21 protein-coding genes and 1 other annotated feature are annotated in these 25,124 nt (G+C 40.8%); of the genes, 1 reads left to right on the forward strand and 20 read right to left on the reverse strand.

Features of this window, described 5'->3' with window-relative positions:
- Positions 1–8 precede the first annotated feature (8 nt).
- From hemB to hemA, 5 genes are read right to left on the reverse strand one after another with little or no spacing between them, the layout of a single operon-like run.
- Positions 9–1,001, reverse strand: a complete 993-nt coding sequence (gene hemB, locus MHI18_RS07175; RefSeq protein ID WP_340846704.1) for a porphobilinogen synthase — start codon at positions 999–1,001, stop codon at positions 9–11.
- Between the two features lie 3 nt (positions 1,002–1,004).
- Positions 1,005–1,799, reverse strand: coding sequence for a uroporphyrinogen-III synthase (locus MHI18_RS07180; RefSeq protein WP_340846705.1), 795 nt, complete (start codon positions 1,797–1,799; stop codon positions 1,005–1,007).
- On the reverse strand, positions 1,799–2,731 hold the full coding sequence (gene hemC, locus MHI18_RS07185; protein ID WP_340846707.1) for a hydroxymethylbilane synthase: 933 nt from the start codon (positions 2,729–2,731) through the stop codon (positions 1,799–1,801). The genes MHI18_RS07180 and hemC overlap by 1 nt, the downstream gene beginning before the upstream one ends.
- A gap of 9 nt (positions 2,732–2,740) precedes the next feature.
- Positions 2,741–3,574 (reverse strand): cytochrome C assembly family protein, encoded by an 834-nt coding sequence (locus tag MHI18_RS07190; RefSeq protein WP_340846708.1) that lies wholly within the window; start codon positions 3,572–3,574, stop codon positions 2,741–2,743.
- A gap of 10 nt (positions 3,575–3,584) precedes the next feature.
- Positions 3,585–4,934, reverse strand: coding sequence for a glutamyl-tRNA reductase (hemA, locus tag MHI18_RS07195; protein WP_340846709.1), 1,350 nt, complete (start codon positions 4,932–4,934; stop codon positions 3,585–3,587).
- Positions 4,935–5,165: 231 nt separating this feature from the next.
- Here hemA and MHI18_RS07200 point away from each other — a divergent pair, with 231 nt between their 5' ends.
- Complete coding sequence (locus tag MHI18_RS07200; protein WP_340846710.1) at positions 5,166–5,651, forward strand: hypothetical protein; 486 nt, start codon at positions 5,166–5,168, stop codon at positions 5,649–5,651.
- 70 nt (positions 5,652–5,721) lie between these two features.
- On the opposite strand, the gene yihA is transcribed toward MHI18_RS07200, so the two are convergent.
- The 15 genes from yihA to MHI18_RS07275 all read right to left on the reverse strand — a co-directional run bounded on the left by yihA (position 5,722) and on the right by MHI18_RS07275 (position 25,122).
- On the reverse strand, positions 5,722–6,303 hold the full coding sequence (gene yihA / locus MHI18_RS07205) for a ribosome biogenesis GTP-binding protein YihA/YsxC (RefSeq protein WP_340846711.1): 582 nt from the start codon (positions 6,301–6,303) through the stop codon (positions 5,722–5,724).
- On the reverse strand, positions 6,300–8,621 hold the full coding sequence (lon, locus tag MHI18_RS07210) for an endopeptidase La (RefSeq protein WP_340847608.1): 2,322 nt from the start codon (positions 8,619–8,621) through the stop codon (positions 6,300–6,302). Before lon ends, yihA begins: the two co-directional genes overlap by 4 nt.
- Positions 8,622–8,977: 356 nt before the next feature.
- The gene (gene lonB, locus MHI18_RS07215; RefSeq protein ID WP_340846712.1) at positions 8,978–10,642 is read right to left on the reverse strand and encodes an ATP-dependent protease LonB; all 1,665 of its coding nucleotides are present in this window, start codon (positions 10,640–10,642) and stop codon (positions 8,978–8,980) included.
- A gap of 175 nt (positions 10,643–10,817) precedes the next feature.
- Positions 10,818–12,083 carry an ATP-dependent protease ATP-binding subunit ClpX gene (gene clpX / locus MHI18_RS07220; RefSeq protein ID WP_340846713.1) on the reverse strand — a complete coding sequence of 422 codons (1,266 nt, stop codon included), beginning with the start codon at positions 12,081–12,083 and terminating at the stop codon, positions 10,818–10,820.
- A 516-nt stretch (positions 12,084–12,599) separates the two neighbouring features.
- Complete coding sequence (tig, locus tag MHI18_RS07225) at positions 12,600–13,898, reverse strand: trigger factor (RefSeq protein ID WP_340846714.1); 1,299 nt, start codon at positions 13,896–13,898, stop codon at positions 12,600–12,602.
- A gap of 183 nt (positions 13,899–14,081) precedes the next feature.
- Positions 14,082–15,092 (reverse strand): tetratricopeptide repeat protein, encoded by a 1,011-nt coding sequence (locus tag MHI18_RS07230; RefSeq protein WP_340846715.1) that lies wholly within the window; start codon positions 15,090–15,092, stop codon positions 14,082–14,084.
- Complete coding sequence (locus MHI18_RS07235) at positions 15,085–15,405, reverse strand: hypothetical protein (RefSeq protein WP_340846716.1); 321 nt, start codon at positions 15,403–15,405, stop codon at positions 15,085–15,087. Before MHI18_RS07235 ends, MHI18_RS07230 begins: the two co-directional genes overlap by 8 nt.
- 324 nt (positions 15,406–15,729) lie before the next feature.
- Entirely contained in the window at positions 15,730–16,326 is a 597-nt protein-coding gene (gene leuD / locus MHI18_RS07240; protein WP_340846717.1) for a 3-isopropylmalate dehydratase small subunit, read from the reverse strand.
- A 29-nt stretch (positions 16,327–16,355) separates the two neighbouring features.
- On the reverse strand, positions 16,356–17,768 hold the full coding sequence (gene leuC / locus MHI18_RS07245) for a 3-isopropylmalate dehydratase large subunit (RefSeq protein WP_340846718.1): 1,413 nt from the start codon (positions 17,766–17,768) through the stop codon (positions 16,356–16,358).
- 73 nt (positions 17,769–17,841) lie between these two features.
- Positions 17,842–18,954, reverse strand: a complete 1,113-nt coding sequence (gene leuB / locus MHI18_RS07250; RefSeq protein WP_340846719.1) for a 3-isopropylmalate dehydrogenase — start codon at positions 18,952–18,954, stop codon at positions 17,842–17,844.
- 24 nt (positions 18,955–18,978) lie between these two features.
- Positions 18,979–20,511, reverse strand: coding sequence for a 2-isopropylmalate synthase (locus tag MHI18_RS07255; protein ID WP_340846720.1), 1,533 nt, complete (start codon positions 20,509–20,511; stop codon positions 18,979–18,981).
- Positions 20,498–21,526, reverse strand: coding sequence for a ketol-acid reductoisomerase (ilvC, locus tag MHI18_RS07260; RefSeq protein ID WP_340846721.1), 1,029 nt, complete (start codon positions 21,524–21,526; stop codon positions 20,498–20,500). Before ilvC ends, MHI18_RS07255 begins: the two co-directional genes overlap by 14 nt.
- A gap of 57 nt (positions 21,527–21,583) precedes the next feature.
- Complete coding sequence (gene ilvN / locus MHI18_RS07265) at positions 21,584–22,096, reverse strand: acetolactate synthase small subunit (protein WP_340846722.1); 513 nt, start codon at positions 22,094–22,096, stop codon at positions 21,584–21,586.
- Positions 22,093–23,811 carry an acetolactate synthase large subunit gene (gene ilvB, locus MHI18_RS07270; protein ID WP_340846723.1) on the reverse strand — a complete coding sequence of 573 codons (1,719 nt, stop codon included), beginning with the start codon at positions 23,809–23,811 and terminating at the stop codon, positions 22,093–22,095. Before ilvB ends, ilvN begins: the two co-directional genes overlap by 4 nt.
- 114 nt (positions 23,812–23,925) lie before the next feature.
- Positions 23,926–24,166, reverse strand: a binding site (T-box leader).
- A 266-nt stretch (positions 24,167–24,432) separates the two neighbouring features.
- A complete protein-coding gene (locus tag MHI18_RS07275; RefSeq protein WP_340846724.1) occupies positions 24,433–25,122 on the reverse strand; it encodes a M15 family metallopeptidase in 690 nt (229 codons plus the stop codon).
- Between the last annotated feature and the right edge of the window lie 2 nt (positions 25,123–25,124).

Below are 25,124 nucleotides of genomic sequence, written 5' to 3' on the forward strand. Positions count from 1 at the left end.
TTGAAAGGTTAGTTTTTTTCATCTCGCAGCCAAGCAGCTGCTTCCTTTGCAAAATAAGTGATGATCAAGTCGGCGCCAGCACGTTTGAAGCCTGTCAGCATTTCTAAAACAATTACTTTTTCATCTATCCAACCGTTGTTAGCGGCTGCTTTCACCATTGAATATTCACCGCTGACGTTATAAGCAACTATCGGAAGCTTCACCGTATTTTTCACATCGCGGATGATATCCATATACGAAAGAGCAGGTTTTACGATTAAGAAATCAGCACCTTCAGCTATATCGGATTCTGCTTCACGGAACGCTTCCATTCGATTCGCTGGATCCATTTGATAGGTTTTCCGGTCACCAAACTGTGGAGCTCCATTGGCAGCGTCGCGGAAAGGACCGTAAAAAGCAGATGCATACTTAACGGCATACGACATAATTGGAATATCTTCAAAACCAGCTTCATCAAGTCCTGCACGAATTGCTGTAACAAATCCATCCATCATATTCGATGGTGCAATAATATCCGCACCTGCTTCTGCCTGGCTGACTGCCGTTTTGGCAAGTAGATCTAATGATGCATCATTAAGAATTTTGTCTCCTTCAACCAGACCACAGTGACCATGACTTGTATATTCACAAAGACATGCATCAGCAATCACGATCATCTCAGGATACAGTTCCTTCACTAGGCGGGTCGCTTGCTGTACGAGGCCATTATGATGAAATGCTCCAGATCCCTGTTCATCCTTATCATGCTCGAAAGGAACGCCAAATAGTATCACGGATTTAATCCCAAGCTCTACTACTTCATCCATCTCAGCACGAAGGTTATCCATGGATAATTGATAGATTCCGGGCATAGAAGAAATTTCGTTTTTAATGTTTTCTCCATCAATAATAAAAATCGGGTAAATTAAATCCTCTTTTTGAAGTACGGTTTCACGAACCATTGCTCGGATGCCTGCACTTGAACGTAAACGACGATGACGGTTAAACTGTAAATCTTTCATCACTTATTCCTCCTTTTTATTTCGGTCAATTAGGTAGGCCGCTAAGCTGTCAATCATGGCGCTAACTGTATATTGTTCTGGACAAACCTTTACCTTCAATCCATAATTCAATGCCGTTTTTTCAGCAATCGGACCAATGACAGTGATGATTATGCTGTCTAAACATGACTGCAGCCGGTGGGTACGAACTATTTCCATAAAGTGATCCACCGTTGAGGAGCTGGTAAAAGTAATCACATCAAGACTGCGATTCTTTAACAGATTCGCAACCACTGGACCACTTTCTTTAGGAAAATAAGTCTCATAGAGAATCAATTCCTGACAATGTGCACCCGCTGACTCGATAGCCTTCGCGATAACCGAGCGTGCTCGATTCCCTTTAGGCAGCAGTACCTTCGTGTTTTTTTCTATCAGCGGAATGAATTCTTTCACAAAGTTCTCTGCCACAAATTCAGTTGGTATGAAGTCGGCTTTGACGCCGTGTTTTTCAAGGGTTTCTCCTGTTTTTTTGCCAATGACCGCAATTCGCGGCAGCTGAATAGGATTGTCTATTTCCTCTAGTAGTCGAAAGAAAAACTCTACACCGTTATGACTGGTAAGAATCAACCAATCATAATCCGCTGTTTTCGCTGCTTTTTCGAGCAGCTTTTCTTTTTCCTTAGGGAATGTAAAGCCGAGTAGAGGGACCGTAACCGGTATCCCCCCATACTCTTTTATTTTGGAAGTCAGACTATCAGACTGCCCTTTTTCTCGGGTGACCAGGACACGGCAGCTGCCCAACGGTCCAGTGTTACTCATTACTGATCTAACTCCGCTTTCACTCGGTCAATCAGATCTTTCGCACCTTGCTCGCTCATTATTTCTGCTGCCTGAACGCCGATTGCTTTCGGATCTGTTCCTTCGACAACTTCCTTATAAATCACTTTTCCATCAGGTGAAGCAACTAAAGCGGTTAATGATACGGTTCCGTCTTCTGATTTCTTCGCAAAACCAGCAATTGGTACTTGGCAGCCGCCTTCCATTTTATCAAGGTAAGCACGTTCTGCTTCAACTGTAATCTTTGTATTTTCACATGTTAATTTTTTAAGTTCATTTAGTAAGTCTTGGTCATCTGTACGGCATTCAATGGAAAGTGCCCCTTGTCCTACAGCTGGCAGACAAAGTTCCGGTTCAAGGAATTCAGCAACAATATTTGGATCCCAGCCCATTCTTGAAAGGCCAGCCGCCGCTAAAATAATCGCATCATATTCTTCGTTCTTTAATTTATCTAATCGTGTATCAATATTTCCGCGGATCCATTTAATTTCTAAATCTGGGCGAACAGCTAACAATTGTGCACTGCGGCGCAGGCTGCTTGTCCCAACAATCGCTCCCGGTTTTAGCTCAGAGAATGTAAGATTGCCTTTCGAAATAAGGGCATCTCGCGGATCTTCTCGCGGTGGAATACAACCAATCGTCAAGCCTTCAGGCAAAACGGCTGGCATATCTTTCATACTATGTACAGCCATATCAATGTCTTTATCAAGCATGGCTTGCTCAATTTCTTTGACAAACAATCCTTTTCCGCCCACTTTAGAAAGCGTAACATTTTGGATTTGATCGCCCTTCGTAACGATTTCTTTCACTTCAAATTCATAAGGAACGCCTAATTTTTTCAACTGATCAATCACCCAATTGGTCTGTGTGATTGCAAGCTTACTCCGTCGTGAACCAACAATAATTTTTCTCATGTGTTCCTCCTATGTAATCCAAAAATGGAATGTTGAAAGACTGCCGAACAGGAAAAAATTAATTAAGACGCTCATAAATGAACACACATTTAAAAACGCTAATGTTTTTCCATATATATGCTTTCTTACCTTAACGTATAAATACACACTATAAACAACAAGGACAAAAAATGAACCGACAATTTTGAAATCAAACCATTGTAACCCCGGAACCTTAATATAAGCCCATTGAAGCCCTAAAATTAATGAAAAGAGCAGCATTGGTACACCAATCACAGTTAACACATATGACATATGCTCAAGCTTATTCAGATCACCTAGACGGATTAATCGTTTTCCCCACTTCTTCCTTTTCAGTAAATCATATTGAATTAAATACAACAAGGAAAACACCGCAGAAATCGTAAAGGCACCATACGATAGAATCCCCAGCGTTATATGGATTAGCAGCAATTCAGATACCAGCTTTTGAGCCAAAACCACTGATTCTATCTGAACAGGTGCAAAGGTATGAATCGCCATAACCATAAATCCGAGAACATTTGTAAAAAATACCGTAAAATCTACTCGCAGGAGCTTATTAATGATAAGTGACAAAGTAATCAGTACCCATGCATAGAAGTACAATCCCTCAAATATCGTCAACACAGGAAAACGTCCTGTTTTCAACACATATAAAAACAAAAACACAGTTTGTAAAAGCCAAACAATAGCAAGTAACCAGAAGGCCGCGCGGTTCGCCTTCTGGTTACTATGGAGAAAATCAATAAAATAGAGGAGAACACTTAAGGCATATAGTAGGACGGACGCTTCGTGCATTCTCGTCATTGTCAGTTCCATCATAAGAACTCTATTATGCTCGGACAGGCGTTGGTATTAGCTCCGCCTGTACCTTAGCCTGTTTTTTCTGTTCAGCCGGCATAGCTTCATCCTCGAGTAGTTCCTCAAGATGAAAGATTTTCACGAAGCGGTCTAATGCTTCTCTTGCATCCGGCTCGTCCGCTATTTCTTTCGCATAAAGGATTGGATCCTTCAGCATTTGATTGATGATACTCTTGGTATGCTTATTTAATACTTTTTTATCACGTTCACTTAAATGAGGCAGTTTGCGTTCAATGCTTTCCATCGTATCTGCTTGAATCGTAAGCGCCTTACTTCTCAGTGCTGACATAACCGGTACTACACCAAGCATATTCACCCATTGATTAAATTCGACTGCTTCTTCTTCAATCATCAATGAGATTTTATCTGCAGCTTGTTTTCTTTCTTCCATGTTTGCTTGAACAATACCCTCAAGATCATCAATGTCATAGAGAAAAACATTTTCATGATCATTAAGTGCAGGATCAAGATCTCGCGGTACTGCAATATCTACCATGAAGATGGGACGCCCTTTACGCATTTTATTAACAAATGTCATCATTTCTTTGTTAATTACATAATCCTTAGCCCCAGTTGAACTAATAACAATATCCGCTTCAACAAGTGCACATTGAAGCTCTTGAAGCTGCTTAGCTGTTCCCGTTACCTTGTCCGCTAATTCGACAGCTTTTTCAAAGGTTCGGTTAATAACCGTAATATCTGAAACACCGCTGCCATGCATGTTATGGACAGCCAATTCACCCATTTTACCAGCACCAATTACCAAGACACTCTTATTATCCAGCTCACCGTAAATTTTCTTAGCTAATTCTACTGCAGCATAACTGACTGAAACTGCGTTCGTATTAATTTCCGTTTCAGAATGAGCTTTTTTAGCAACCGTCAATGCTTGTTTAAATAAGTGATTGAAAACCGTCCCAATCGTATCTTCTTTCTGTGCAAGCATGTAGCTTGAGCGTACCTGTCCAAGAATTTGTGTTTCTCCAAGAACCATAGAATCTAAGCCGCAGGCAACTTGGAATAAGTGTTCAATCGCACCATCTACTTCATAGATAAATAAATACGGGGCGAACTCATCCTTCTCCATATTGAACCATTCAGACAGAAATTCCTTAACATAATACCGACCTGTATGCATTTGATCAGCTACTACATAAATTTCAGTCCGATTGCAAGTGGAAACGATTACGTTTTCTAGTATACTTTTCTTATTTTTAAGAGCCTTCATAGCCTCTGGAAGTTCCGATTCATCAAAAGATAATTTTTCGCGTATTTCAACAGGGGCCGTTTTATAGTTTAATCCAACCGCAAGAATATGCATCCCGTTTATTGCACCCCCAAATTTTAGTCAATGAAACCCTGTATATTATAACATGTATTATTTAATAATCAGAACAAATTTATGAACACTTCATGAAATGATATGCTAACATGTTACTGTACTAGTTATTCCCGTCCTGGATGTCTGGAAAACATCCTTCTAAATGCTACAAAAGTACCATATCAAATAAACTTCTGAACTTCAAGCAATCAATCTAACAAGGAGGTCTCTATGAAAACAACGCGAACCTTTCCCGGTATTATCCTGCTTGGCCTCGGCCTTTATTTCATGCTGCAGCGGGCGCAAATTGAACTATTTCCGGGCTTTTTTGATTGGCCGACCATTCTTTGCCTCATTGGGATTGCCTTTTTAGTCCCTGCCTATGCAGGCGGCGATACCCAATCCATTCTTCCAGGTGTTCTTTTACTAGGTATCGGTCTCCATTTTCATTTTGTTAACGTGCTTGATTTATGGCCGAATAATATTGGGATATTCATTCTATTTGTTTCGTTGGGCATGATTCTCAAGGCTCGAAAGACAAATGCTGGTTTATTACCCGGTATATTATTATTTATCATTTCCTTAATCACCATTTATTATGACCATATAATGTCTTGGCTGCAAATCACTAACACTGGCATGGCGGATCCCGGTAAATACTGGCCATTTGTCTTACTGGCGATTGGGATTTACTTTCTAATCAGTAAAAAAGACTAATATGATCAGGCTGTTTTCAACAAAAGAAAGAGTGCAGAGAACTTGTTCTCTGCACTCTTTCTTTAGGCATTTACATAAATTTCTTAATTACGCCCCAGGCTTGATCTTTTCCTTGTCCGGTTTCAGATGAGAAAAGAAGAAGTTCATCACTCTTGTCCATTTGAAGTGTTTCACGAACCACTTTTAGATGTTTTTGCCATTTACCTTTAGGAATCTTATCAGACTTTGTCGCGACAACCACACACGGTAAGTCGTGGTGCTTGAAGTATTCATACATCGTTACATCATCCTTAGATGGTGCGTGGCGTAAGTCAACAATCATGATTACAGCTTTTAGCTGTTCACGTGTAGAGAGATACGTTTCAATCATTTTCCCCCAAGAATCACGCTCGGTTTTTGGAGCTTTCGCATATCCATAACCGGGAACATCGACAAAGTGAAGCATGTTATTGATGATAAAGAAATTCAACGTTTGTGTCTTACCTGGCTTTGAAGACGTCCGTGCCAGATTTTTGCGGTTAATCATCTTATTAATAAAGCTTGATTTTCCGACATTTGATCTGCCTGCCAATGCAAATTCTGGCATGGGTGCTTTCGGATACTGCTCTGGCTTAACTGCACTGATGACAATGTCAGAACTAGTTACTTTCATTTATTTTCACCTGCCAATGCATGTTCAAGAACTTCGTCTAATTCTGAAACAAGAACAAATTCTAAGTCGTTGCGGACACTTTCAGGTATATCATCAATATCCTTTTCATTATCCTTTGGAATAATTAGCTTCGTCAACCCTGCTCGATGAGCTGCAAGGGATTTTTCTTTCAAGCCGCCGATTGGAAGTACACGGCCTCGTAATGTAATCTCGCCTGTCATGCCTACCTCTTTTCTAATAGGACGACCGGTTAGTGCAGAAATCAATGCTGTAGCAATGGTAATTCCAGCTGAAGGTCCGTCCTTTGGAACTGCTCCCTCAGGAACATGAATATGAACATCTTGTTTTTCATGGAAATCCTTATCAATATGCAGCTGCTCCGTTTTCGAACGAACCACACTAAAGGCAGTTTGAGCAGATTCCTTCATTACATCGCCAAGCTTACCCGTTAACACAAGCTTGCCTTTACCTGGAGATAGAGAGACTTCTATTTGAAGTGTATCTCCGCCAACCGTCGTATAAGCGAGGCCTGTTGCAACACCAATCTGATCCTCTGCTTCAGCCATTCCATAATGGAAAATCGGTTTTCCTAAGAAATCAGCTATGTTTTTATCACTGACAACTACACGCTTTTTCTCACCTGAAACAATAATTTTCGCCGTTTTTCGGCAAATAGCTGCCAGCTGACGCTCAAGACTTCTGACACCTGCTTCTCGTGTATAATAACGAATAATTTGCATCAACCCATCTTCACGAACTTGAAGCTGTGATTTTTGCAGACCATGATTTTGCAGCTGTCGAATCAGTAAGTGATCCTTAGCAATATGAAGTTTTTCTATCTCAGTATAACCTGCAATTGAAATAATCTCCATCCGATCACGTAATGGACCAGGAATTGTCGAAAGATTATTCGCGGTTGCTATAAACATTACCTTGGATAAATCATACGACTCTTCAATATAATGATCGCTGAAATTATGGTTTTGTTCAGGGTCCAGCACCTCTAGCATAGCAGCAGAAGGATCACCACGGAAATCATTTGACATTTTATCAATTTCATCTAGTAAGAAAACAGGGTTAACCGTACCTGCTTTTTTCATTCCTTGAATAATTCGTCCAGGCATCGCCCCGACATATGTCCTGCGATGGCCCCGAATCTCAGATTCATCACGAACGCCGCCTAATGATACACGCACGAATTGACGATTCATTGAAGAAGCAATCGATTTAGCAAGACTCGTTTTCCCTACACCTGGCGGCCCAACTAAACAAAGGATTGGTCCTTTTAATGATTGAGTTAACTGTTGAACTGCTAAGTATTCCAAGACCCGTTCTTTTACCTTTTCTAGACCATGATGATCTCGGTGAAGGATTTTCTCAGCCTTATGAATGTTTAAGTCATCCTTTGTCGCTTTCGACCAAGGAATCGTAATCAGCCATTCAATGTAATTGCGAATCACGGAACTCTCAGCAGATGAGGAGGGAACCTTTTCGTAACGGTCTAATTCCTTTAAAGCGGTTTCCTTGATGTGTTCCGGCATACCAGCAGCTTCGATTTTCTCAGTAAGGACCGCAATTTCACCGGTCTTCCCTTCTTTATCTCCAAGCTCTTTCTGAATGGCCTTCATTTGTTCGCGTAAGTAATATTCTTTTTGAGTACGTTCCATAGAACGTTTGACTCGCTGACCAATTTTTTTCTCAAGCTGCAGAACTTCTTTTTCATTATTAATGATTTCAATAACCTTGTTTAAACGTTCCCGCACATCAATAATCTCGAGAATTTCTTGCTTTTCCTTTTGCTTTAACGGAAGGTGAGAAGCAATGATATCCGCAAGACGGCCAGGCTCCTCAATATCCGAAGTCGACGAAAACGTTTCAGCTGTGATTTTTTTGGACAGTTTAATGTATTGTCCAAAGTATTCAAGGAGCGTACGCATTAGTGCCTGATGCTCTATTTCTTTATCTGGGTTATCTTCAAATACGTCCAGCTTAACGGAAAAATACGTTTCATTATCATAGAACGTTGTCACTTCCGCACGATTAAGTCCTTCTACTAACACACGAATTGTCCCATTTGGAAGCTTAAGCATTTGTTTAACCTTTGTTAACGTTCCCATATTATATAAGTCTTCTTCTCCCGGCTCATTTAAGGACTCGTCCTTTTGAGTGGTCAAGAAGATTAAATGATCATCTAACATAGCTTTTTCAAGCGCTTGAACTGATTTATCGCGTCCAACGTCTAAATGCAACACCATCGTTGGATAGACGAGTAATCCTCTAAGCGGTAGGAGGGGAACGATGATTTCTTTGTCAGCCATAATACCTGGCACCTCACTTTTTATTTCCAATACACTTCCTAAGTCGTTTTTGGCAGAAACACCGATGTGAGAACCCCACTTTACTGCCTTCAACCTTGGTTTTCCGGTGTATAGAACAGGTCTAACATCATTCATATTCTGCAAAATAATTTACTTTCCAACTTGTCAGCCTTCTAACAATTCTAACTTATTTAGCTGGCAGTGTCTATTCGTACACGTTCTTAAGGCAATAATATCAGACACATCCGGCATTTTCTTTTTTATTATCTCCAAAAAGGCAAAAAAACGCACGCAATTACTTCTCTTCTCAAAAACATAAAAAAATCCCCAGTGTTGATGTTCCACTGGGAATTTGGTTATACACTTTCTTTTTTCGTCAGATTGATTTCGACATTCAATTGTTCTGGAATATGGTCTTTCTTTAACGCAAGCTCAAATACCTCTTTAATCATTTTCACAGGAATAATCTCAATGTCTTTAATGTCTTTTAGCAGCGGCTGCATATTCTCATGGGGAATAATGACACGTTTCGCCCCAGCCAGCTTAGCCGCTTTAATTTTCGGAATCACGCCGCCTATTGGCTTAACCGTACCGTGGATTCCAATTTCACCCGTCATTGCCACCAGATGATCGATGGGGAATTGATAAATGGCAGAATAAATTCCCGTCGCCATCGCAATGCCTGCAGACGGACCATCCACGGGACTTCCTCCTGGAAAATTAACATGGATATCAAACTGATCTGCCGGTACTCCCATGGACCGCAGTACGGTAATGACATTTTCTATGGAACCCTTTGCCATACTCTTACGACGGATGGATTTACCATTGCCTCCTATCCGTTCTTCTTCTGCAATTCCCGTAATATTAATACTCCCTTTATCAAGGGCAGGAATTACATTTACTTCGATTTCCAGAAGAGCACCGCTGTTAGGACCATAGACAGCCAGTCCATTCACAAGACCTATTTTGGATTCATCTGCAATTTTCCTATCCATTCTTGGTGTCAATTGACTACTGTGGGCAATCCACTCAATATCGCTTTCCTTAATGTACGTACGATCTTCTGTTATCGCTATACCAGTCAGGGTTTGAACGATATTAACCGCTTCTCTCCCATTCCTTGCATACTCAGCAATTGCTTCCAACCCTTTATCAGATATCTCCATGTTAACTTTTTCAGCAGCTTTCTTTGAAATCGAGCTGATTTCACTTCTCTCTAATTCTCTGAAGAAAACTTCCATACATCTTGAACGGATTGCAGGCGGAATTTCATTCGGTGTTCTAGTCGTAGCTCCAATTAAACGAAAATCTGCTGGAAGACCATTTTTAAAAATATCATGGATATGAGTGGGAATCGTTAGATTTTCTTCTTGGTAATAAGCACTTTCAAGAAACACCTTTCTATCTTCTAAAACCTTTAACAGTTTATTCATTTGAATCGGGTGCAATTCGCCAATTTCATCTATGAACAACACGCCCCCATGAGCGTTCGTCACAGCACCCTGTTTTGGCTGAGGAATACCCGCTTGTCCCATTGCCCCTGCCCCTTGATAAATCGGATCATGAACGGAACCAATCAATGGATCAGCTATCCCCCGTTCATCAAATCGTGCCGTTGTGGCATCAAGTTCAACAAACACCGCTGATTGACGAAAAGGCGATTTCATATTTTGCTTTGCTTCCTCTAAAACTAGCCGAGCCGCTGCCGTTTTCCCGACACCAGGAGGACCATAAATGATAACGTGCTGCGGATTTGGCCCGCATAAAGCAGCCTTTAACGATTTAATTCCATCCTCTTGGCCGACAATGTCATCAAACGTAACCGGCCGCACTCTTTCAGATAGCGGTTCCGTTAAAGAAATCGAACGCATCTTTCTCAGCTGCTCAATTTCTTTTCGAGAATCACGGTCAATTGAAACCTTTTGTGTACGCTGACCCTTAAGTAGATTTAAAAAGTAGACACCAATAATTACTCCAAAAAACAACTGGATAAATAATGCTAGCCCTGTCCAATTCATCTCTTTCCCTCCTGCATATACCACCTTTGTAAGGCTAGTATCTCCTCACTTTAACGAAATAACCGCAAACTTTAGAGATTAGAGAAGGTTCTAATTTACAATAAGGTTGAACTGGGGAGTATCCGTATACTTTGCAAAAAAAAATCCCTGCACGAGGCAGGGCTTTTTGGAGATATTAAGCTGATGTTTTCTTGCCTTTTTTAATAATCGTGCCGTCTTTTAGCACTAATTTAGGAGCTTTGTTAGCCGAGATGGTTTCAGCTGTGATGATACATTTGTCGATATCGTCACGTGAAGGCAGATCGAACATAACCTCCAGCATGATTCCTTCGATAATAGAGCGTAGTCCACGGGCACCCGTTTTACGTTCGATTGCTTTTTTAGCAATTTCAGTAAGTGCGCCATCTTCAAACTCTAGCTCAACATCATCAAGCTCAAGCAGTTTTTGATATTGTTTAACTAACGCATTTTTTGGTTTGATTAGGATTTCGATCAACGCAGCCTCGTCTAATTGCTCCAATGTAGCAATAACCGGGATACGGCCGATGAATTCTGGAATTAAACCAAAACGCAGTAAATCTTCTGGAAGTACTTTCGACAGTAATTCCTTTTCTTTTACATCCTCTTTTTTAACATCTGAACCAAAACCAATTACTTTTTGGCCTAAACGGCGCTTGATAATCGGTTCGATTCCATCAAATGCACCACCGCAAATGAAGAGAATATTGGTTGTGTCAATTTGGATGAATTCTTGATGAGGGTGTTTACGTCCGCCTTGTGGTGGAACGCTCGCTACAGTACCTTCAAGAATTTTCAAGAGTGCTTGCTGAACACCTTCACCAGAAACATCACGAGTAATAGACGGATTTTCTGATTTACGTGCTACCTTATCGATTTCATCGATATAGATAATGCCTTTTTCAGCTTTTTCTACATCATAATCTGCTGCTTGGATTAGTTTCAGAAGGATGTTTTCAACATCTTCCCCAACATAACCAGCTTCTGTCAATGAAGTTGCATCGGCAATAGCAAATGGAACATTCAGCAGACGAGCAAGTGTTTGTGCAAGCAAGGTTTTCCCGCTTCCTGTTGGTCCAATCAGGGCAATATTACTCTTAGAAAGTTCAACATCGTCAGTCTTTGAGCTCGAATTGATACGTTTATAATGATTATAAACAGCAACAGCCAAAGATTTTTTAGCCTGTTCCTGACCGATTACGTATTCATCAAGAATGTTCCGAATTTCATGCGGCTTCGGTACATCTTTAAATTCTACTTCTTCGTCCGTCCCTAGCTCTTCCTCAACTATTTCTGTACAGAGTTCAATACATTCATCACAAATATATACACCCGGTCCTGCTACAAGTTTACGCACTTGTTCTTGAGTTTTACCGCAAAAAGAACATTTTAATTGTCCTTTTTCATCATTAAATTTAAACATATTCACTCACCCCTTTAAATACTTTTGCAACATCTATACGTGGTAAAGTCCAGTCTATACAACCGGTACTCCCCTTGAACATTTAATAGGTCTTGTACATCTGTACATTCTTGCCTTAACACCAAGCACACCTCATGATATGCGTCAGCTTTTATTAAACATTGGGAGTAGTGCCGAAAACTCCAATGAATACTTGTATGCTTTGCATTTTATCATGTTCCTGACAGGAATGTAATTAAAATGCTTCATCCAAGTTGTTCATATGGTATTAACTTAAAATAATTCTCTATGTATTTGTCCTTTACCATCATTCCCAAACCTTTAGCTTTTCATAGCATGAGAATGTAATTATTTATGTATATGCGGCTTAGCATTTAATCTACACTTAAATGGAAAAAAAATCAATCTATACTTGTCAGAAAAATTAATTTTTATCTTCCAAACTAAAATAGTCCTTATATGTATAAAACAAGGCACGATTGCTCGCGCCTTGTCTCTTTTCTATTGTTTATGGAATTATTCAGCTGAAGCTTCAACGATCTTGCTGTTTTCAACAAGGAAGTCGATTGCTTTACCAATTTTCAAATCACCTTTAACGCCTTCAAGGCTTCCAAGTGCTTGTTTGATTGCTTCTGTTTCCATTTTGTACATTTCAGCCATTTTTGCAATTTCAGCATCAACATCAGCATCAGATGCTTCAATGTTTTCTGCAGTAGCAATTGCATCAAGAGTCAAGCTAGTTTTAACTTGTGTTTCAGCTTCTTCTTGCATTTGCGCTTTCAAAGCTTCTTCATCTTGACCTGAGAATTGGAAGTAAAGCTCTAGGTTTAATCCTTGAGATTGTAAACGTTGATCGAAATCTTTCATCATACGTTCTACTTCTTTTTCGACCATAACTGCAGGAATATCTACTTCTGCATTAGCTGTCGCTTTTTCAACAACTGTGTCACGGACTTGGTGTTCTGCTTGGTGCTTTTTATCATGCTCAAGCGTTTTTCTAGTTTTTTCTTTCAATTCTGCTAATGTTTCTACTTCTTCATCGACATCTTTTGCGAACTCATCATCAAGCTCAGGAAGCTGCTTAGATTTGATTTCGTGAATTTTTACTTTGAATACTGCAGGCTTACCAGCAAGTTCAGCTGCATGATACTCTTCAGGGAAGTTCACTTCGATATCTTTTTCTGCTCCTGTTTCAAGACCAACAACTTGTTCTTCGAATCCAGGAATGAAAGAGTTAGAACCAAGTTCTAGAGAATAGTTTTCAGACGCTCCGCCTTCGAAAAGTTCTCCTTCAACACTTCCTTCAAAATCAAGAACGACTGTATCGCCCATTGCTGCTTGTCCTTCTTCTTTAACAACAAGCTCAGCTTGTTTCTCTTGCAATGTTTTGATTTCGTTATCGATATCTTCGTCAGTTACTTCAGTGTTAACTTTTTCTACTTCAAGACCTTTATATTCACCTAATTTAACTTCAGGCATTACAGTCACAGTAGCTTTGAAAATAAGGTTTTTGCCTTTTTCCATTTGGTCAACATCGATTTCTGGACGATCAACAGGGTTAATTCCTGCTTCTTCGATAGCAGTTGCATACGCGTCTGGAAGAATGATATCCAATGCATCTTGGTATAATGATTCTACGCCGAATTTTTTGTCGAACATTTGGCGAGGCATTTTACCTTTACGGAAGCCAGGTACGTTAATTTGTTTTACGACTTTTTTAAAGGCTGCGTCGATACCTTCGTTAACTTTAGCTGCGTCTACTTCTACAGTTAGAACGCCTTGATTACCTTCTAATTTTTCCCAATTTACAGACATTTGTTTCCCTCCAAAAAAATCTATGATATTTCATGAATAAGCAACGGATGAATCTGCCTTGCTATTCGTAACAAGTCATCCCCGGTATTCCCAATTTACATGGAACCCGTCGTTTTTCCTAAAATCGTTACATTACAACCACTACATTATAACACAGGTCCCCTTAGTTTCAATAACAATAGGCTAAATAATCGGGGAAGAAAAATCTTCAATTTCCCTTAAAACCTTTAACTTTTCTGCTGCTTGATTTTGATCTACCTGGTATAGTTCAGCAATTCTCTCTAACGAAGATTCCCCATACAGGTACTCCTCTGCTAACAGATGATACCCCGCAGCATACCCGCTGTATTCTGCCTTCTCGGGTGTGAAGGGGTACATAACGAGGTGCTGCCTCTCTATTAAACTGACCGCCATATCAAATAGAGTCGGATCACGGTCACCCAAGTTTTCTTCTAACAGCTTAACAGAATGCTGATAAAAGACTGTTTCATTAGGTGCAGAAAGAGTAGACGGGATGACCTTCATTTGTTTTGAAAATTTTGAGATAGTGAGCTCTTTATCGTATTCTTGTTCTTGCAAAATATTAAGCAGCAATGTTTTGACAAACGGGCTGATTTGGTTATTTTCAAGAACCGGCCTGATTTGATTCATATGCGGCCTAATGTTCACTTTAGATAAACTAGATACAACGGCAAGCAGCTCATTATCTGTCTTGTTTTCAAAAAGTCCTTCGTCTTCAGCTAACTCTTCCTGGATTTTTTCTTCAATACGTACTTCCAGATCCTTTTGTTCATCAATTGCACGTCTGCTGAAATGAAGCATATTCTCAAAGTGATCTTTCTTATCTAAAGGAACATGTCCCTCTTCAAGCAACGCTTCTATCGTAGTAACCATTTCTTGATGTTCATTTAGATGCAGGAGAACCATTAAATAAATCGTCACTACATGGAAGTAGTCACCAATCCCTTTAAAGAGCAGTTCCTTACATAAATCTCGCGCTTCCTCATAATCATTCAGCTCTACAAGTGATACAACCAGCCCAATATTCAAATCTGGATTTTCTGGTTCTAACTCTCGTGCTTGACTAAATAATTCAGCTGCCATTTTAAAATCTCTAACCTCTAATCGCTCCAACCCTTTGTCGACAAGTCTTTTGCAAAGGTTTGGAAAAGCAATGATGTTTGAATTATCCATGTTTCTTCCGCCCATTAGCAACTCCGTCCTGTCCTTTGTCTTTACTGACAAACAGTTTAGCATGGAAAACCTTCAAACACAAAATTTTACCAATAAAAATTTTTGCATAAAAAAACCCACTCATGGAGCAGGTATCAAACAAATTCATGTGAAAATCGAGTTTATCTTTTTTTGTAGATTGTATAACTTGAACCTTGATTTCCACTTCAGGCACTTGCTTTCCGCGGGCGGTCGGGAAGCCTCCTCGGCTTTCGCCTGCGGGGTCTCCCCTAGACACGCTTTTCCCGCAGGAGTCTCGTACCTTCCGTTCCAATCAATTTTGTTTTACCTTTTAGATCCTCGAATCACTTTGTTTGAAAATAGAAGGATTAGTACTTGAGGTGATGAGGATGCTTTCTAAACAAGATTCTATTCAGCGAGATCCATTTAAAATGTTAGATTAACTAGTGCCACTGAACCATTTGTTTCGTAAAATTGAGGCGGCCATTGATTTCACCTTTCATTTATGACTTGGTGAAAGGTATGTATTCAGAGGCAGATGCCCAAGTTTTCCAATAGGGAATCGGAATTTTTTAATTCCAACCTCATTTAGTCTAAAAACTGATACCTGCTCAATAAGCAGGTATTTTTTCTTCTATTATATAGAGAGTGTTTGTTTACTATTTTCGTATTCAGAAATTTTCTTATCATATTGAAGTGTGATAGAGATTTCATCCCAGCCGTTAATCAGCATCTGCTTCCAATATGGATGAATCTCGAAATTCGCTTCAAACCCATCTGGTCCAGAAACCTTCTGATTCGGCAAATTAACTGTCAGTTCATACTGACCACCCACGGCGGCTTTCATTAAATAGTCCACTTCCGCTTCAGTCAAAGCAATTGGCAGCATGCCGTTTTTCATGCAATTACTTTTAAAAATGTCCGCAAAGGATGGTGCAATTACAATTGGAAAGCCAAAGTCAAGCAGTGACCACGGGGCATGCTCTCTTGACGATCCACATCCAAAGTTTTCCCCTGCTAAAAGAATGCTTGTTCCTTTATTTTCTGCCTGATTTAATTCAAAGTCAGGCCGCTCATTTCCTTGTTCATCATAGCGCCAATTAAAAAATAGATATTGACCGAACCCACTTCGTTCGATTCGTTTTAAAAATTGCTTTGGAATAATTTGATCTGTATCCACATTTTTTCTGTCCATGACAGCCATTCGTCCTGTATAAATCGTTATTGGTTCCATATAGGGCACCTCCTTCATGATTTGCTAACTTAGTGTACTGGTTCTGCGATCCGTTCATTTTTTCTAATGTCCACAAAACGACCGTGTAAAGCAGCGGTTGCGGCCATTGCAGGACTAACTAAGTGCGTACGTGCTCCTGCACCTTGACGTCCTTCAAAGTTACGGTTCGAAGTAGATGCACAATGCTCGCCTGCAGGAACGACATCTGGGTTCATACTTAAGCACATGCTGCAGCCAGATTCGCGCCACTCAAAGCCCGCTGCTTTGAATAGTACATCCAGTCCTTCTTCCTCTGCTTGTTTCTTGACGCTTTGCGAGCCTGGAACGACCATTGCCCGGACTCCAGGATGAACGTGTTGACCGGAAAGTACTGCCGCTGCTTTCCGAAGATCTTCAATACGAGAATTCGTACATGATCCGATAAAAACATGTTGTACTGGAATTTCTGTAATGGCCATCCCTTCGTTTAAGCCCATGTAATCTAATGCGCGGCCAAGCTCACGAGCATCCATCACACCATCCCTGGTTGTCGGTACAAACCCATCGACTCCCGTAGCCATACCAGGATTAGTACCCCAGCTGACCATTGGCGGAATCTCATTTCCATCTAGGACTATTTCACGGTCATAAACTGCATCCGCATCACTGGCAAGCTGACTCCATTCTTCTACACAGCGATCAAATTCACTGCTTTCCGGAGCATACTTACGTCCTTTCATGTAGGAATAAGTCGTATCATCTGGACTGACAAGCCCTGCTCTTGCTCCTCCTTCAATCGACATATTACATACCGTCATCCGTTCTTCCATCGACATATCTCTGAACACTTCACCACAATATTCAATAATATGCCCTGTCCCGAAATCCACACCAAAACGCGAAATCACATAAAGAATGACGTCTTTTGATGTGACACCATAGCCCAGTTGACCGTTCACTTCAAGCTTTAATGTTTTTGGCTTGGTCTGCCAAATGGTTTGAGTAGCTAGGACGTGCTCTACCTCACTTGTACCAATACCGAATGCAATCGAACCAAAGGCACCATGTGTCGAAGTATGACTATCTCCGCAAACAATGGTCATCCCCGGCTGGGTAAGTCCAAGTTCCGGCCCGATAACATGAACAATTCCCTGCTCGCTGCTATTTAAATCAGCTAAGTGTATGCCAAATTCCTGGCAATTCGCAGACAGTGCATCAAGCTGTTTCTTTGCAATTTCATCTTGAATGAAATAACGGTTCACGGTAGGAACATTGTGATCCATAGTGGCAAAAGTCCGGTCTGGCCTTCTTACAGAACGTCCTTTCATTCTAATTCCTTCAAATGCCTGTGGTGACGTTACCTCGTGAATATAATGTAAATCTACATATAATAAATCTGGCTTATCTTGTTCTTCTGAAACAATATGCCGATCCCATATTTTTTCAATGATTGATTTTCCCATTTTCCATCCTCCTACTCGCTCGTTCAGTTTAGAAAAAAAGCTGACGCGCTGTCAGCCTTTTCAGAAGTCTTATTTACGCATATGCTCCCATGATGTTTAAAATAGCTTCCTGATCCAGCAATGCCGCTTTGATTTCTGCTATCATTTGACTGGTCGATATTCCTCTGATTGGGCCGTTAGCCAGATCACTGGTTCGAAGCCCAGCATCAAGGACTTTTTGAACGGCTTTTTCAACGGCGTCTGCTTCTTCTTCCAATCCAAACGATAAACGAAGCATAGAGGCAGCTGATAAAATCATACCCATTGGATTCGCCACATTTTTCCCTGCAATGTCTGGGGCTGACCCATGAATTGGTTCGTAAAGGTTGCAGCCTTCCAATGAAACAGAGGCTGAAGGGAGCATACCAAGTGAGCCAGTCAATACAGATGCCTCATCACTTAAAATATCGCCAAACATATTTTCTGTAACGATGACATCGAACTGTCTTGGATTACGAATTAACTGCATTGCAGCGTTGTCCACCAACATATGCTCAAGCTCAACCTCTGGATAATTCTTGGCTACTTCTTCTGCCGTTTCCCGCCACATTCGACTGGATTCAAGGACATTTGCTTTATCAACAGACGTGACCTTATTCCTTCTTGCCGAAGCCAGTTTAAATGCTAGTTCAATAATTCGTTTGATTTCTGACTTCTGGTAAAATAATGTGTCCACGACTGCTTCTTTGCCGTCTAATGTTGTACGCTCACTTGGTTTACCAAAATATAATCCACCAGTTAATTCCCTGACAATTAATAAATCTACGCCTTCAATAATTTCTTTTTTCAAGGGGGAGGATTCCGATAAACTCGAATAGTAGCTGATCGGCCGAAGATTGGCATATAGGTGCAAGTCCTTGCGGATTTTAAGTAAACCGCGTTCGGGCCTCAAATGCAGCGGTTGCTGATCCCACTTTGGTCCTCCGACAGCACCTAATAGAACCGCATCGCTGCTCTTGCACATTTCAACTGTTTCATCTGGAAGCGGTGAACCAGTTTGATCAATGGCACTCCCGCCTATTTCTCCAAAATGAAACTCAAAGTCATGACCAAATTGTTCTCCAACAGCTTCGAGGATTTCGACGGCACCTCGTGTTACTTCTCTACCTATTCCATCTCCCGGCAATACTGCTATTTTCCGTTTCATCGAAATCTCCCCTTCCCATGCTTTTTATTGTAAAATTGGTTCTTTCTCAGTTAAGTAAATGACACGGTTTACCGCGTTCAAGTAAGCTTTAGCAGAGGCTTCCAATACATCTTGATCCAATCCTCTGCCTCTTGTTTCTGTTCCTTTGTATCGAATCGTGACAAATACTTGAGCTAACGCGTCTCTGCCTGCGCCTACTGATTGGATTCGGTAATCAAGTAAGTTCACTTCGCTTCCAATACACCGTTCAAGTGTATTATAAAGTGCCTCAACACTCCCAGCTCCAGTAGCCGCCTCACTAACGGTATCCTCTTCACCTTTTTTCAACCGGACTGTTGCTGTCGGAACTTGGTTTGTACCGTAGCTGATTTGCATGGATCCAAGTTCGTAGAATCGATTATCCTTCGACGTTTTTTCTTCAAGGACAAGGGCAACCAAATCTTCGTCAGTCATTTCTTTTTTCTTATCAGCTAATTCCTTAAACTGAATGAATAAACGATTGCTTTCTTCATCTGAAACGGAAAGCTTCAATGTTTTCAAACGATCTTTAAATGCATGACGCCCAGAATGTTTACCTAGCACAAGTGCATTCGAGGATACACCCACAAGTTCTGGAGAAATGATTTCATACGTTGTTTTTTCCTTTAATACGCCGTCCTGATGAATACCTGATTCGTGTGCATAGGCATTTCGACCAATAATCGCTTTGTTTGGCGGAACTGCAAATCCAGTTAACTTACTAACTAAATCGCTGGTCCGTTTAATTTCATTTAGTGTTAAATCAGTTTTTGCTTGATAGTAATCAGAGCGAATTCGTAAGGCCACGGCTAATTCTTCAAGAGCAGCATTTCCAGCACGTTCACCAATGCCGTTTATCGTTCCTTCAATTTGATTAGCTCCTGCTTCAATGGCTGCCAGTGAATTCGCAATTGCCATTCCTAAATCATCATGACAGTGCGCAGATAAATTTACTTTATCTATAGAAGGAACATGTTCTCGAAGGTGCTTAAATATGGCTCCATATTCTTGTGGTGCCGCATAGCCGACTGTATCTGGAATGTTAATCACGCGTGCACCAGCTTGAATGACTGCTTCAACAATTTCAACCAAATAATCAAGTTCAGTTCTGCTTGCGTCTTCCGCTGACCATTGGACAATCGGGAAGCGTTCTGCCGCGTACTTCACAGTCTGAACGGCCGTTTCAATCACTTGTTCTTTAGAAAGCTTCAATTTATACTCCCGATGAATCGGTGAAGTAGCAATGAACACATGCAATCTTGGTTCTGCTCCGCCCTTTAATGACTCCCAAGCTGCATCAATATCTCCTTGAACAGAGCGCGCAAGTCCTGTAACGGATGCATGACGGATTTTATTCGCAATTTCTTGCACGGAACCAAAGTCACCTTTTGAAGCAGCTGGGAAGCCTGCTTCAATGATATCAACACCTAAGCGTTCTAACTGAAAGGCGATCTCTAATTTTTCCGAGTAATTTAGATTGATACCAGCGGATTGCTCGCCGTCTCTAAGTGTCGTATCGAAAATATTAATTTTTCGCAACAGTCACCACTTCTTTCTTAGTTTGTTGTTGTTTAACAAATGGCATCATTTTACGTAGTTCACGACCTACCACTTCGATTGGATGTTGATTTTCTCTTTGGTTCACAGCGTTAAAGACAGGTCGGTTAGCTTGGTTTTCAAGGATCCAGCCTTTTGCGAATTCCCCATCTTGGATATCTTTCAATACTTTCTTCATTTCACCCTTAACCGTTTCATTTACAATACGAGGTCCGGATACAAAATCTCCCCACTGTGCTGTATCAGAAATAGAATAGCGCATGTTCTCTAGGCCGCCTTCGTACATTAAGTCAACAATTAGTTTCAATTCATGTAAACATTCAAAGTAGGCAACTTCCGGCTGATAACCAGCTTCTGTTAGTGTTTCAAACCCAGCTTTAACGAGTGACGTCACTCCTCCGCATAGTACGGCTTGTTCCCCGAATAAGTCAGTTTCGGTTTCTTCTTTAAATGTTGTTTCAAGGACACCTGCGCGTAAGGCTCCGATTCCTTTTGCATACGCAAGAGCTAATTCTTTCGCTTCACCTGTTACGTCCTGATGGATAGCGAACAGAGCGGGTACACCTGCTTCTTGTTCATATGTACGGCGAACGAGGTGACCAGGTCCTTTTGGTGCTACTAGTAGGACATCAACATCTGCCGGCGGAACGATTTGACTGAAATGAACATTGAAACCGTGAGCGAAAAGCAAGGCATTTCCTGCTTGGAGTCCAGGTTTAATATCTTGTTCATAGACCTTCGGTTGTGTTTCGTCTGGAAGAAGAATCATAATTACATCAGCTTGAGCCGCTGCATCTTCTACTGTATAAACGGTAAAGCCATCCGCTTTTGCTTGATCAAATGATTTTCCTTTTCTGATTCCGATAATAACGTCAACACCGCTGTCGCGTAAATTTTGAGCGTGAGCATGACCTTGTGAACCGTAGCCAATCACTGCTACTTGTTTGTTAGTGAAATAATTTTCGTTTGCATCTGAATTGTAATATACCTTTGCCATTATAAAATCTCTCCCTTTTTTATCATCATTTTATTTTTATTTAAATATTTAGTATTTTCAAACTATAGTTAAGCTTTTATTGCTCATACGCTGGGTTCCCCGCGGAAAAGCGGTGGTGCCGGTACGGGCTAATTCTTTAATGCCATATGGCTTCATTAATTCTATAAAAGCACCAATTTTTTCGGATTCACCCGTAATTTGAATGGTCAATGAGTCCTTACTGATGTCAATAACAGCGGCTCGAAACGGTTCAATTAAACTATTAATCTCCGCTCTATTTTGGCTCGTTGCCATTACCTTGATTAAGGCGAGCTCTCTCGATACGATCGATTGGTTTGAAATATCATTCACTTTTAAAATATCAATTTGTTTATTTAATTGTTTGGTCATCTGTTCAATCACATGTTCATTTTCAACATGTACGACGACAGTCATGCGTGATATTCCTTCTTGCTCGGATGGACCTACTGTCATGCTCTCGATGTTATAGTTCCTTTTTGTAAATAGATTGGTGATCCGGTTCAGCACACCCGGACGATTGTTTACCGTTAGGGTTATAATTCCTTTCATTGCTTGACTCCTTCCATTTCATGCAGCCCTTTTCCTGGAGAAACCATCGGATAGACGTTTTCTTCGGGCTCCACGTGAAGATCGAGTAGAACCGGTCCATTCATCGTGACTGCTTTTTCTATCAAATCAATTGCTTCTGACTCTGTTGTGGCTTTAAAGCCTGGAATTCCATATGCATCAGCAAGTTTCACAAAATCCGGCTGAGTCTGGAATGTGCTGTGTGAATACCGCTTCTCATGGAAAATTTCCTGCCATTGTCGAACCATTCCCAATGCATGATTATTAATAATCACAATTTTGATTGGCAGATTCATTTCTGCAATGACGGCCAGCTCTTGATTTGTCATTTGGAATCCGCCATCCCCAGATATGGAGATTACTATTTTTTCTGGTTCTGCAATTTGGGCGCCAATTGCTGCTGGCAATCCAAATCCCATTGTTCCAAGCCCACCCGATGTTACCCAGGCATGCGGCTTATTGAAAGGATAGTATTGTGCAGCCCACATTTGATGCTGCCCGACATCAGTGACCACAATGGCTTCTCCATTTGTGTACTGATGTAAAAGTTCAATTACTTTTTGCGGTTTTAAAGCCCCTGTATCATTTCGATAACATAAGGGAAAGTCTTTTTTCCAAGCGTTAATGGTTTCAATCCACTTCGTTACTTCTGGTTTTTTCCCGTCTTGTGCAATCAATTCTGTAAGTGCTTCTTTGGCATTGCCGACGATAGGAATCTTGGTTGGTACATTCTTACCAATTTCAGCAGGATCAATATCGATGTGTGCAACCGTCGCATACGGAGCAAAACACTTCAAGTTTCCTGTCAGCCGGTCATCAAATCTCGCTCCAATATTAATTAGTAAATCACAGGTTGATAAAGCCATATTTGCTGCATATGAACCGTGCATGCCGCCCATTCCAATAAATAAGGAATGATCTGCTGGATATCCACCCAATCCGAGTAAGGTATGCACGACCGGAATCCCCTGTTGCTGGGCATAGGTCTTTAATTCATCTGCACCCTTAGAATGGAGGACTCCCGCACCAGCAAGAATAACTGGCTTTTTCGAAGAGCTCACAGCTTCAACCAATTTTCTAATTTGAAGATGATTTGGCTGAACAGTTGGCTGATAGCCCGGTAAATCCATTTCTGGATCTTCATCTGCAAAGCCTGACAGGATGGCAATATCCTTTGGTATGTCAATTAAGACTGGACCCGGCCGGCCGCTGGACGCAATATGAAAGGCTTCTTTAACAATTCTAGGAATATCTTCTGTCTTTCTAACCTGATAATTATGTTTCGTTATAGGTGTCGTAATCCCGAGTACGTCCGCTTCTTGAAAAGCATCCGTACCAATGACACTTGTAGAAACTTGCCCAGTGAAAATGACGAGGGGAAGTGAGTCAATCATTGCATCGGTAATCCCCGTTACAACATTCGTTGCTCCTGGACCTGATGTTGCAATGACTACGCCTGGTTTACCAGTCACTCTGGCATAGCCTTCAGCTGCATGAATGGAGCCCTGCTCATGTCTGGTAAGAATATGAAAGAGACCTGAGCTGTAAAGCTTGTCGTAGATTGGCAATACAGCTCCACCAGGATAACCAAAAATAACGTCTACATTTTGCTTCTTGAGAGCATCCATTAAAAAATCTGCTCCGCTTTTTTCTACTTTTACTTTCTCCCTGTTAGTCAGGAGTGCTTTCTCAGTCATTTAAAGACCTCCTCTACATCATTTCACCGGTACTCGTTCGGAACCTTACTTTGTATCGATGGATTTTTTCATATAAAAAAGCCCTCCACCCTAATAGACCCGCTTTCGCAAGTTTCAAGGGGTGAAAAGGCTACTTGACCAGTCCACGGTACCACCCTAATTCGTACAACTATGTACGCTCTTCATCTTTTTGGTAACGGGTGCCGGTATGCACCCGTTCAGCTTTACTTGCAAGTTGCTTTCAAGCTGAAACTCAGAGGTGAGTTCATCTTTTGTAACACTACCGGTTTCCAGCAATCCCGGCTCTCTGTGAATGTTGTATCAAAAGACTACTTTTCCTCTTCATTGCTTTTCTTTATAATAGCCAACGGCAATTTTATCTAAATAGTAAGTAAATTCAGTATGTTAGGATGTCCTCGTAATTCTCGGCTGTTGATGATTATATTACGACGATATGTAAGGTACGTCAATAGGTTTTTTTGTAATTATTAGATTATTCTTAAAGTTCAAACTAATTTGTATCCGCTTACATCGTTGAAGAGAAAGAGTTTCCCATACCTTAAATTTTTTGATTATTCTTTATACTTTTTCTCAAAAAAAACCTGCAGAGCTGTTCGCAGGCTAAAACATTTTATCCCAAGTTTCTTTTTCAACAGTACCTGTAACTTTAAGTTTGTTTTTTTTCTGATAAGCTCTCACAGCTGTCTCTGTTTTCTTTCCATACTTCCCATCTAATTCACTTTTTTTCAAACCAGCTGCTTTTTGAATTTTTTCCACGTTTTTACCACTCATTAGTGGAGATTTAACTTTATAAACAACCCCTGGGTATGAACTTGCAACCGGCACCTTCGAAGTGAGAACCGGACGTTTTCCACTCAACAACTCTTTCATTGTCAAGCCTTTCGTCATTTGTAAATGGGGATAATCTTTAAAAGATGACCATTCTCCTCCCCACTCAAATCCTAGTGATTTAGCAATACTTGCCGCTCTGCGCCATTTATCAGTTACTGTCCAAATTGCCCTCCTGCCATCATCACTTACAATCACAAAGTCAATCGCTAATCCATAATTATGGGCAGAATACCCTCCGCGCGCATTCGTCACAATCGGTTTTGATTTATTAGTTCTTCCCTGAGCATACAACTTATCTTGTTCCGCGAAGCTTCTAAACCCATTGGAAATAAGGACATATATTTTTTCTTTATAGGCCCGCTTCACCACTTCAATAGCCGTTTTTTTCACAACAGGATTGATATTTTTCCCCATATTCGTTTCAGCTTTTTTAATTAATGAATCCACACTTACTGCCATCT

It is taken from the genome of Peribacillus sp. FSL H8-0477, from assembly GCF_038002765.1.
GTDB lineage: Bacteria > Bacillota > Bacilli > Bacillales > DSM-1321 > Peribacillus.

Bases quoted from the DNA above. Each gene is read 5' to 3' on its own strand.
- hemB (WP_340846704.1), bottom strand. From the start codon at position 1,001: ATGAAAGATTTACAGTTTAACCGTCATCGTCGTTTACGTTCAAGTGCA.
- MHI18_RS07180 (WP_340846705.1), bottom strand. From the start codon at position 1,799: ATGAGTAACACTGGACCGTTGGGCAGCTGCCGTGTCCTGGTCACCCGA.
- hemC (WP_340846707.1), bottom strand. From the start codon at position 2,731: ATGAGAAAAATTATTGTTGGTTCACGACGGAGTAAGCTTGCAATCACA.
- MHI18_RS07190 (WP_340846708.1), bottom strand. From the start codon at position 3,574: ATGATGGAACTGACAATGACGAGAATGCACGAAGCGTCCGTCCTACTA.
- hemA (WP_340846709.1), bottom strand. From the start codon at position 4,934: ATGCATATTCTTGCGGTTGGATTAAACTATAAAACGGCCCCTGTTGAA.
- MHI18_RS07200 (WP_340846710.1), top strand. From the start codon at position 5,166: ATGAAAACAACGCGAACCTTTCCCGGTATTATCCTGCTTGGCCTCGGC.
- yihA (WP_340846711.1), bottom strand. From the start codon at position 6,303: ATGAAAGTAACTAGTTCTGACATTGTCATCAGTGCAGTTAAGCCAGAG.
- lon (WP_340847608.1), bottom strand. From the start codon at position 8,621: ATGGCTGACAAAGAAATCATCGTTCCCCTCCTACCGCTTAGAGGATTA.
- lonB (WP_340846712.1), bottom strand. From the start codon at position 10,642: ATGAATTGGACAGGGCTAGCATTATTTATCCAGTTGTTTTTTGGAGTA.
- clpX (WP_340846713.1), bottom strand. From the start codon at position 12,083: ATGTTTAAATTTAATGATGAAAAAGGACAATTAAAATGTTCTTTTTGC.
- tig (WP_340846714.1), bottom strand. From the start codon at position 13,898: ATGTCTGTAAATTGGGAAAAATTAGAAGGTAATCAAGGCGTTCTAACT.
- MHI18_RS07230 (WP_340846715.1), bottom strand. From the start codon at position 15,092: ATGGATAATTCAAACATCATTGCTTTTCCAAACCTTTGCAAAAGACTT.
- leuD (WP_340846717.1), bottom strand. From the start codon at position 16,326: ATGGAACCAATAACGATTTATACAGGACGAATGGCTGTCATGGACAGA.
- leuC (WP_340846718.1), bottom strand. From the start codon at position 17,768: ATGGGAAAATCAATCATTGAAAAAATATGGGATCGGCATATTGTTTCA.
- leuB (WP_340846719.1), bottom strand. From the start codon at position 18,954: ATGAAACGGAAAATAGCAGTATTGCCGGGAGATGGAATAGGTAGAGAA.
- ilvC (WP_340846721.1), bottom strand. From the start codon at position 21,526: ATGGCAAAGGTATATTACAATTCAGATGCAAACGAAAATTATTTCACT.
- ilvN (WP_340846722.1), bottom strand. From the start codon at position 22,096: ATGAAAGGAATTATAACCCTAACGGTAAACAATCGTCCGGGTGTGCTG.
- ilvB (WP_340846723.1), bottom strand. From the start codon at position 23,811: ATGACTGAGAAAGCACTCCTGACTAACAGGGAGAAAGTAAAAGTAGAA.
- MHI18_RS07275 (WP_340846724.1), bottom strand. From the start codon at position 25,122: ATGGCAGTAAGTGTGGATTCATTAATTAAAAAAGCTGAAACGAATATG.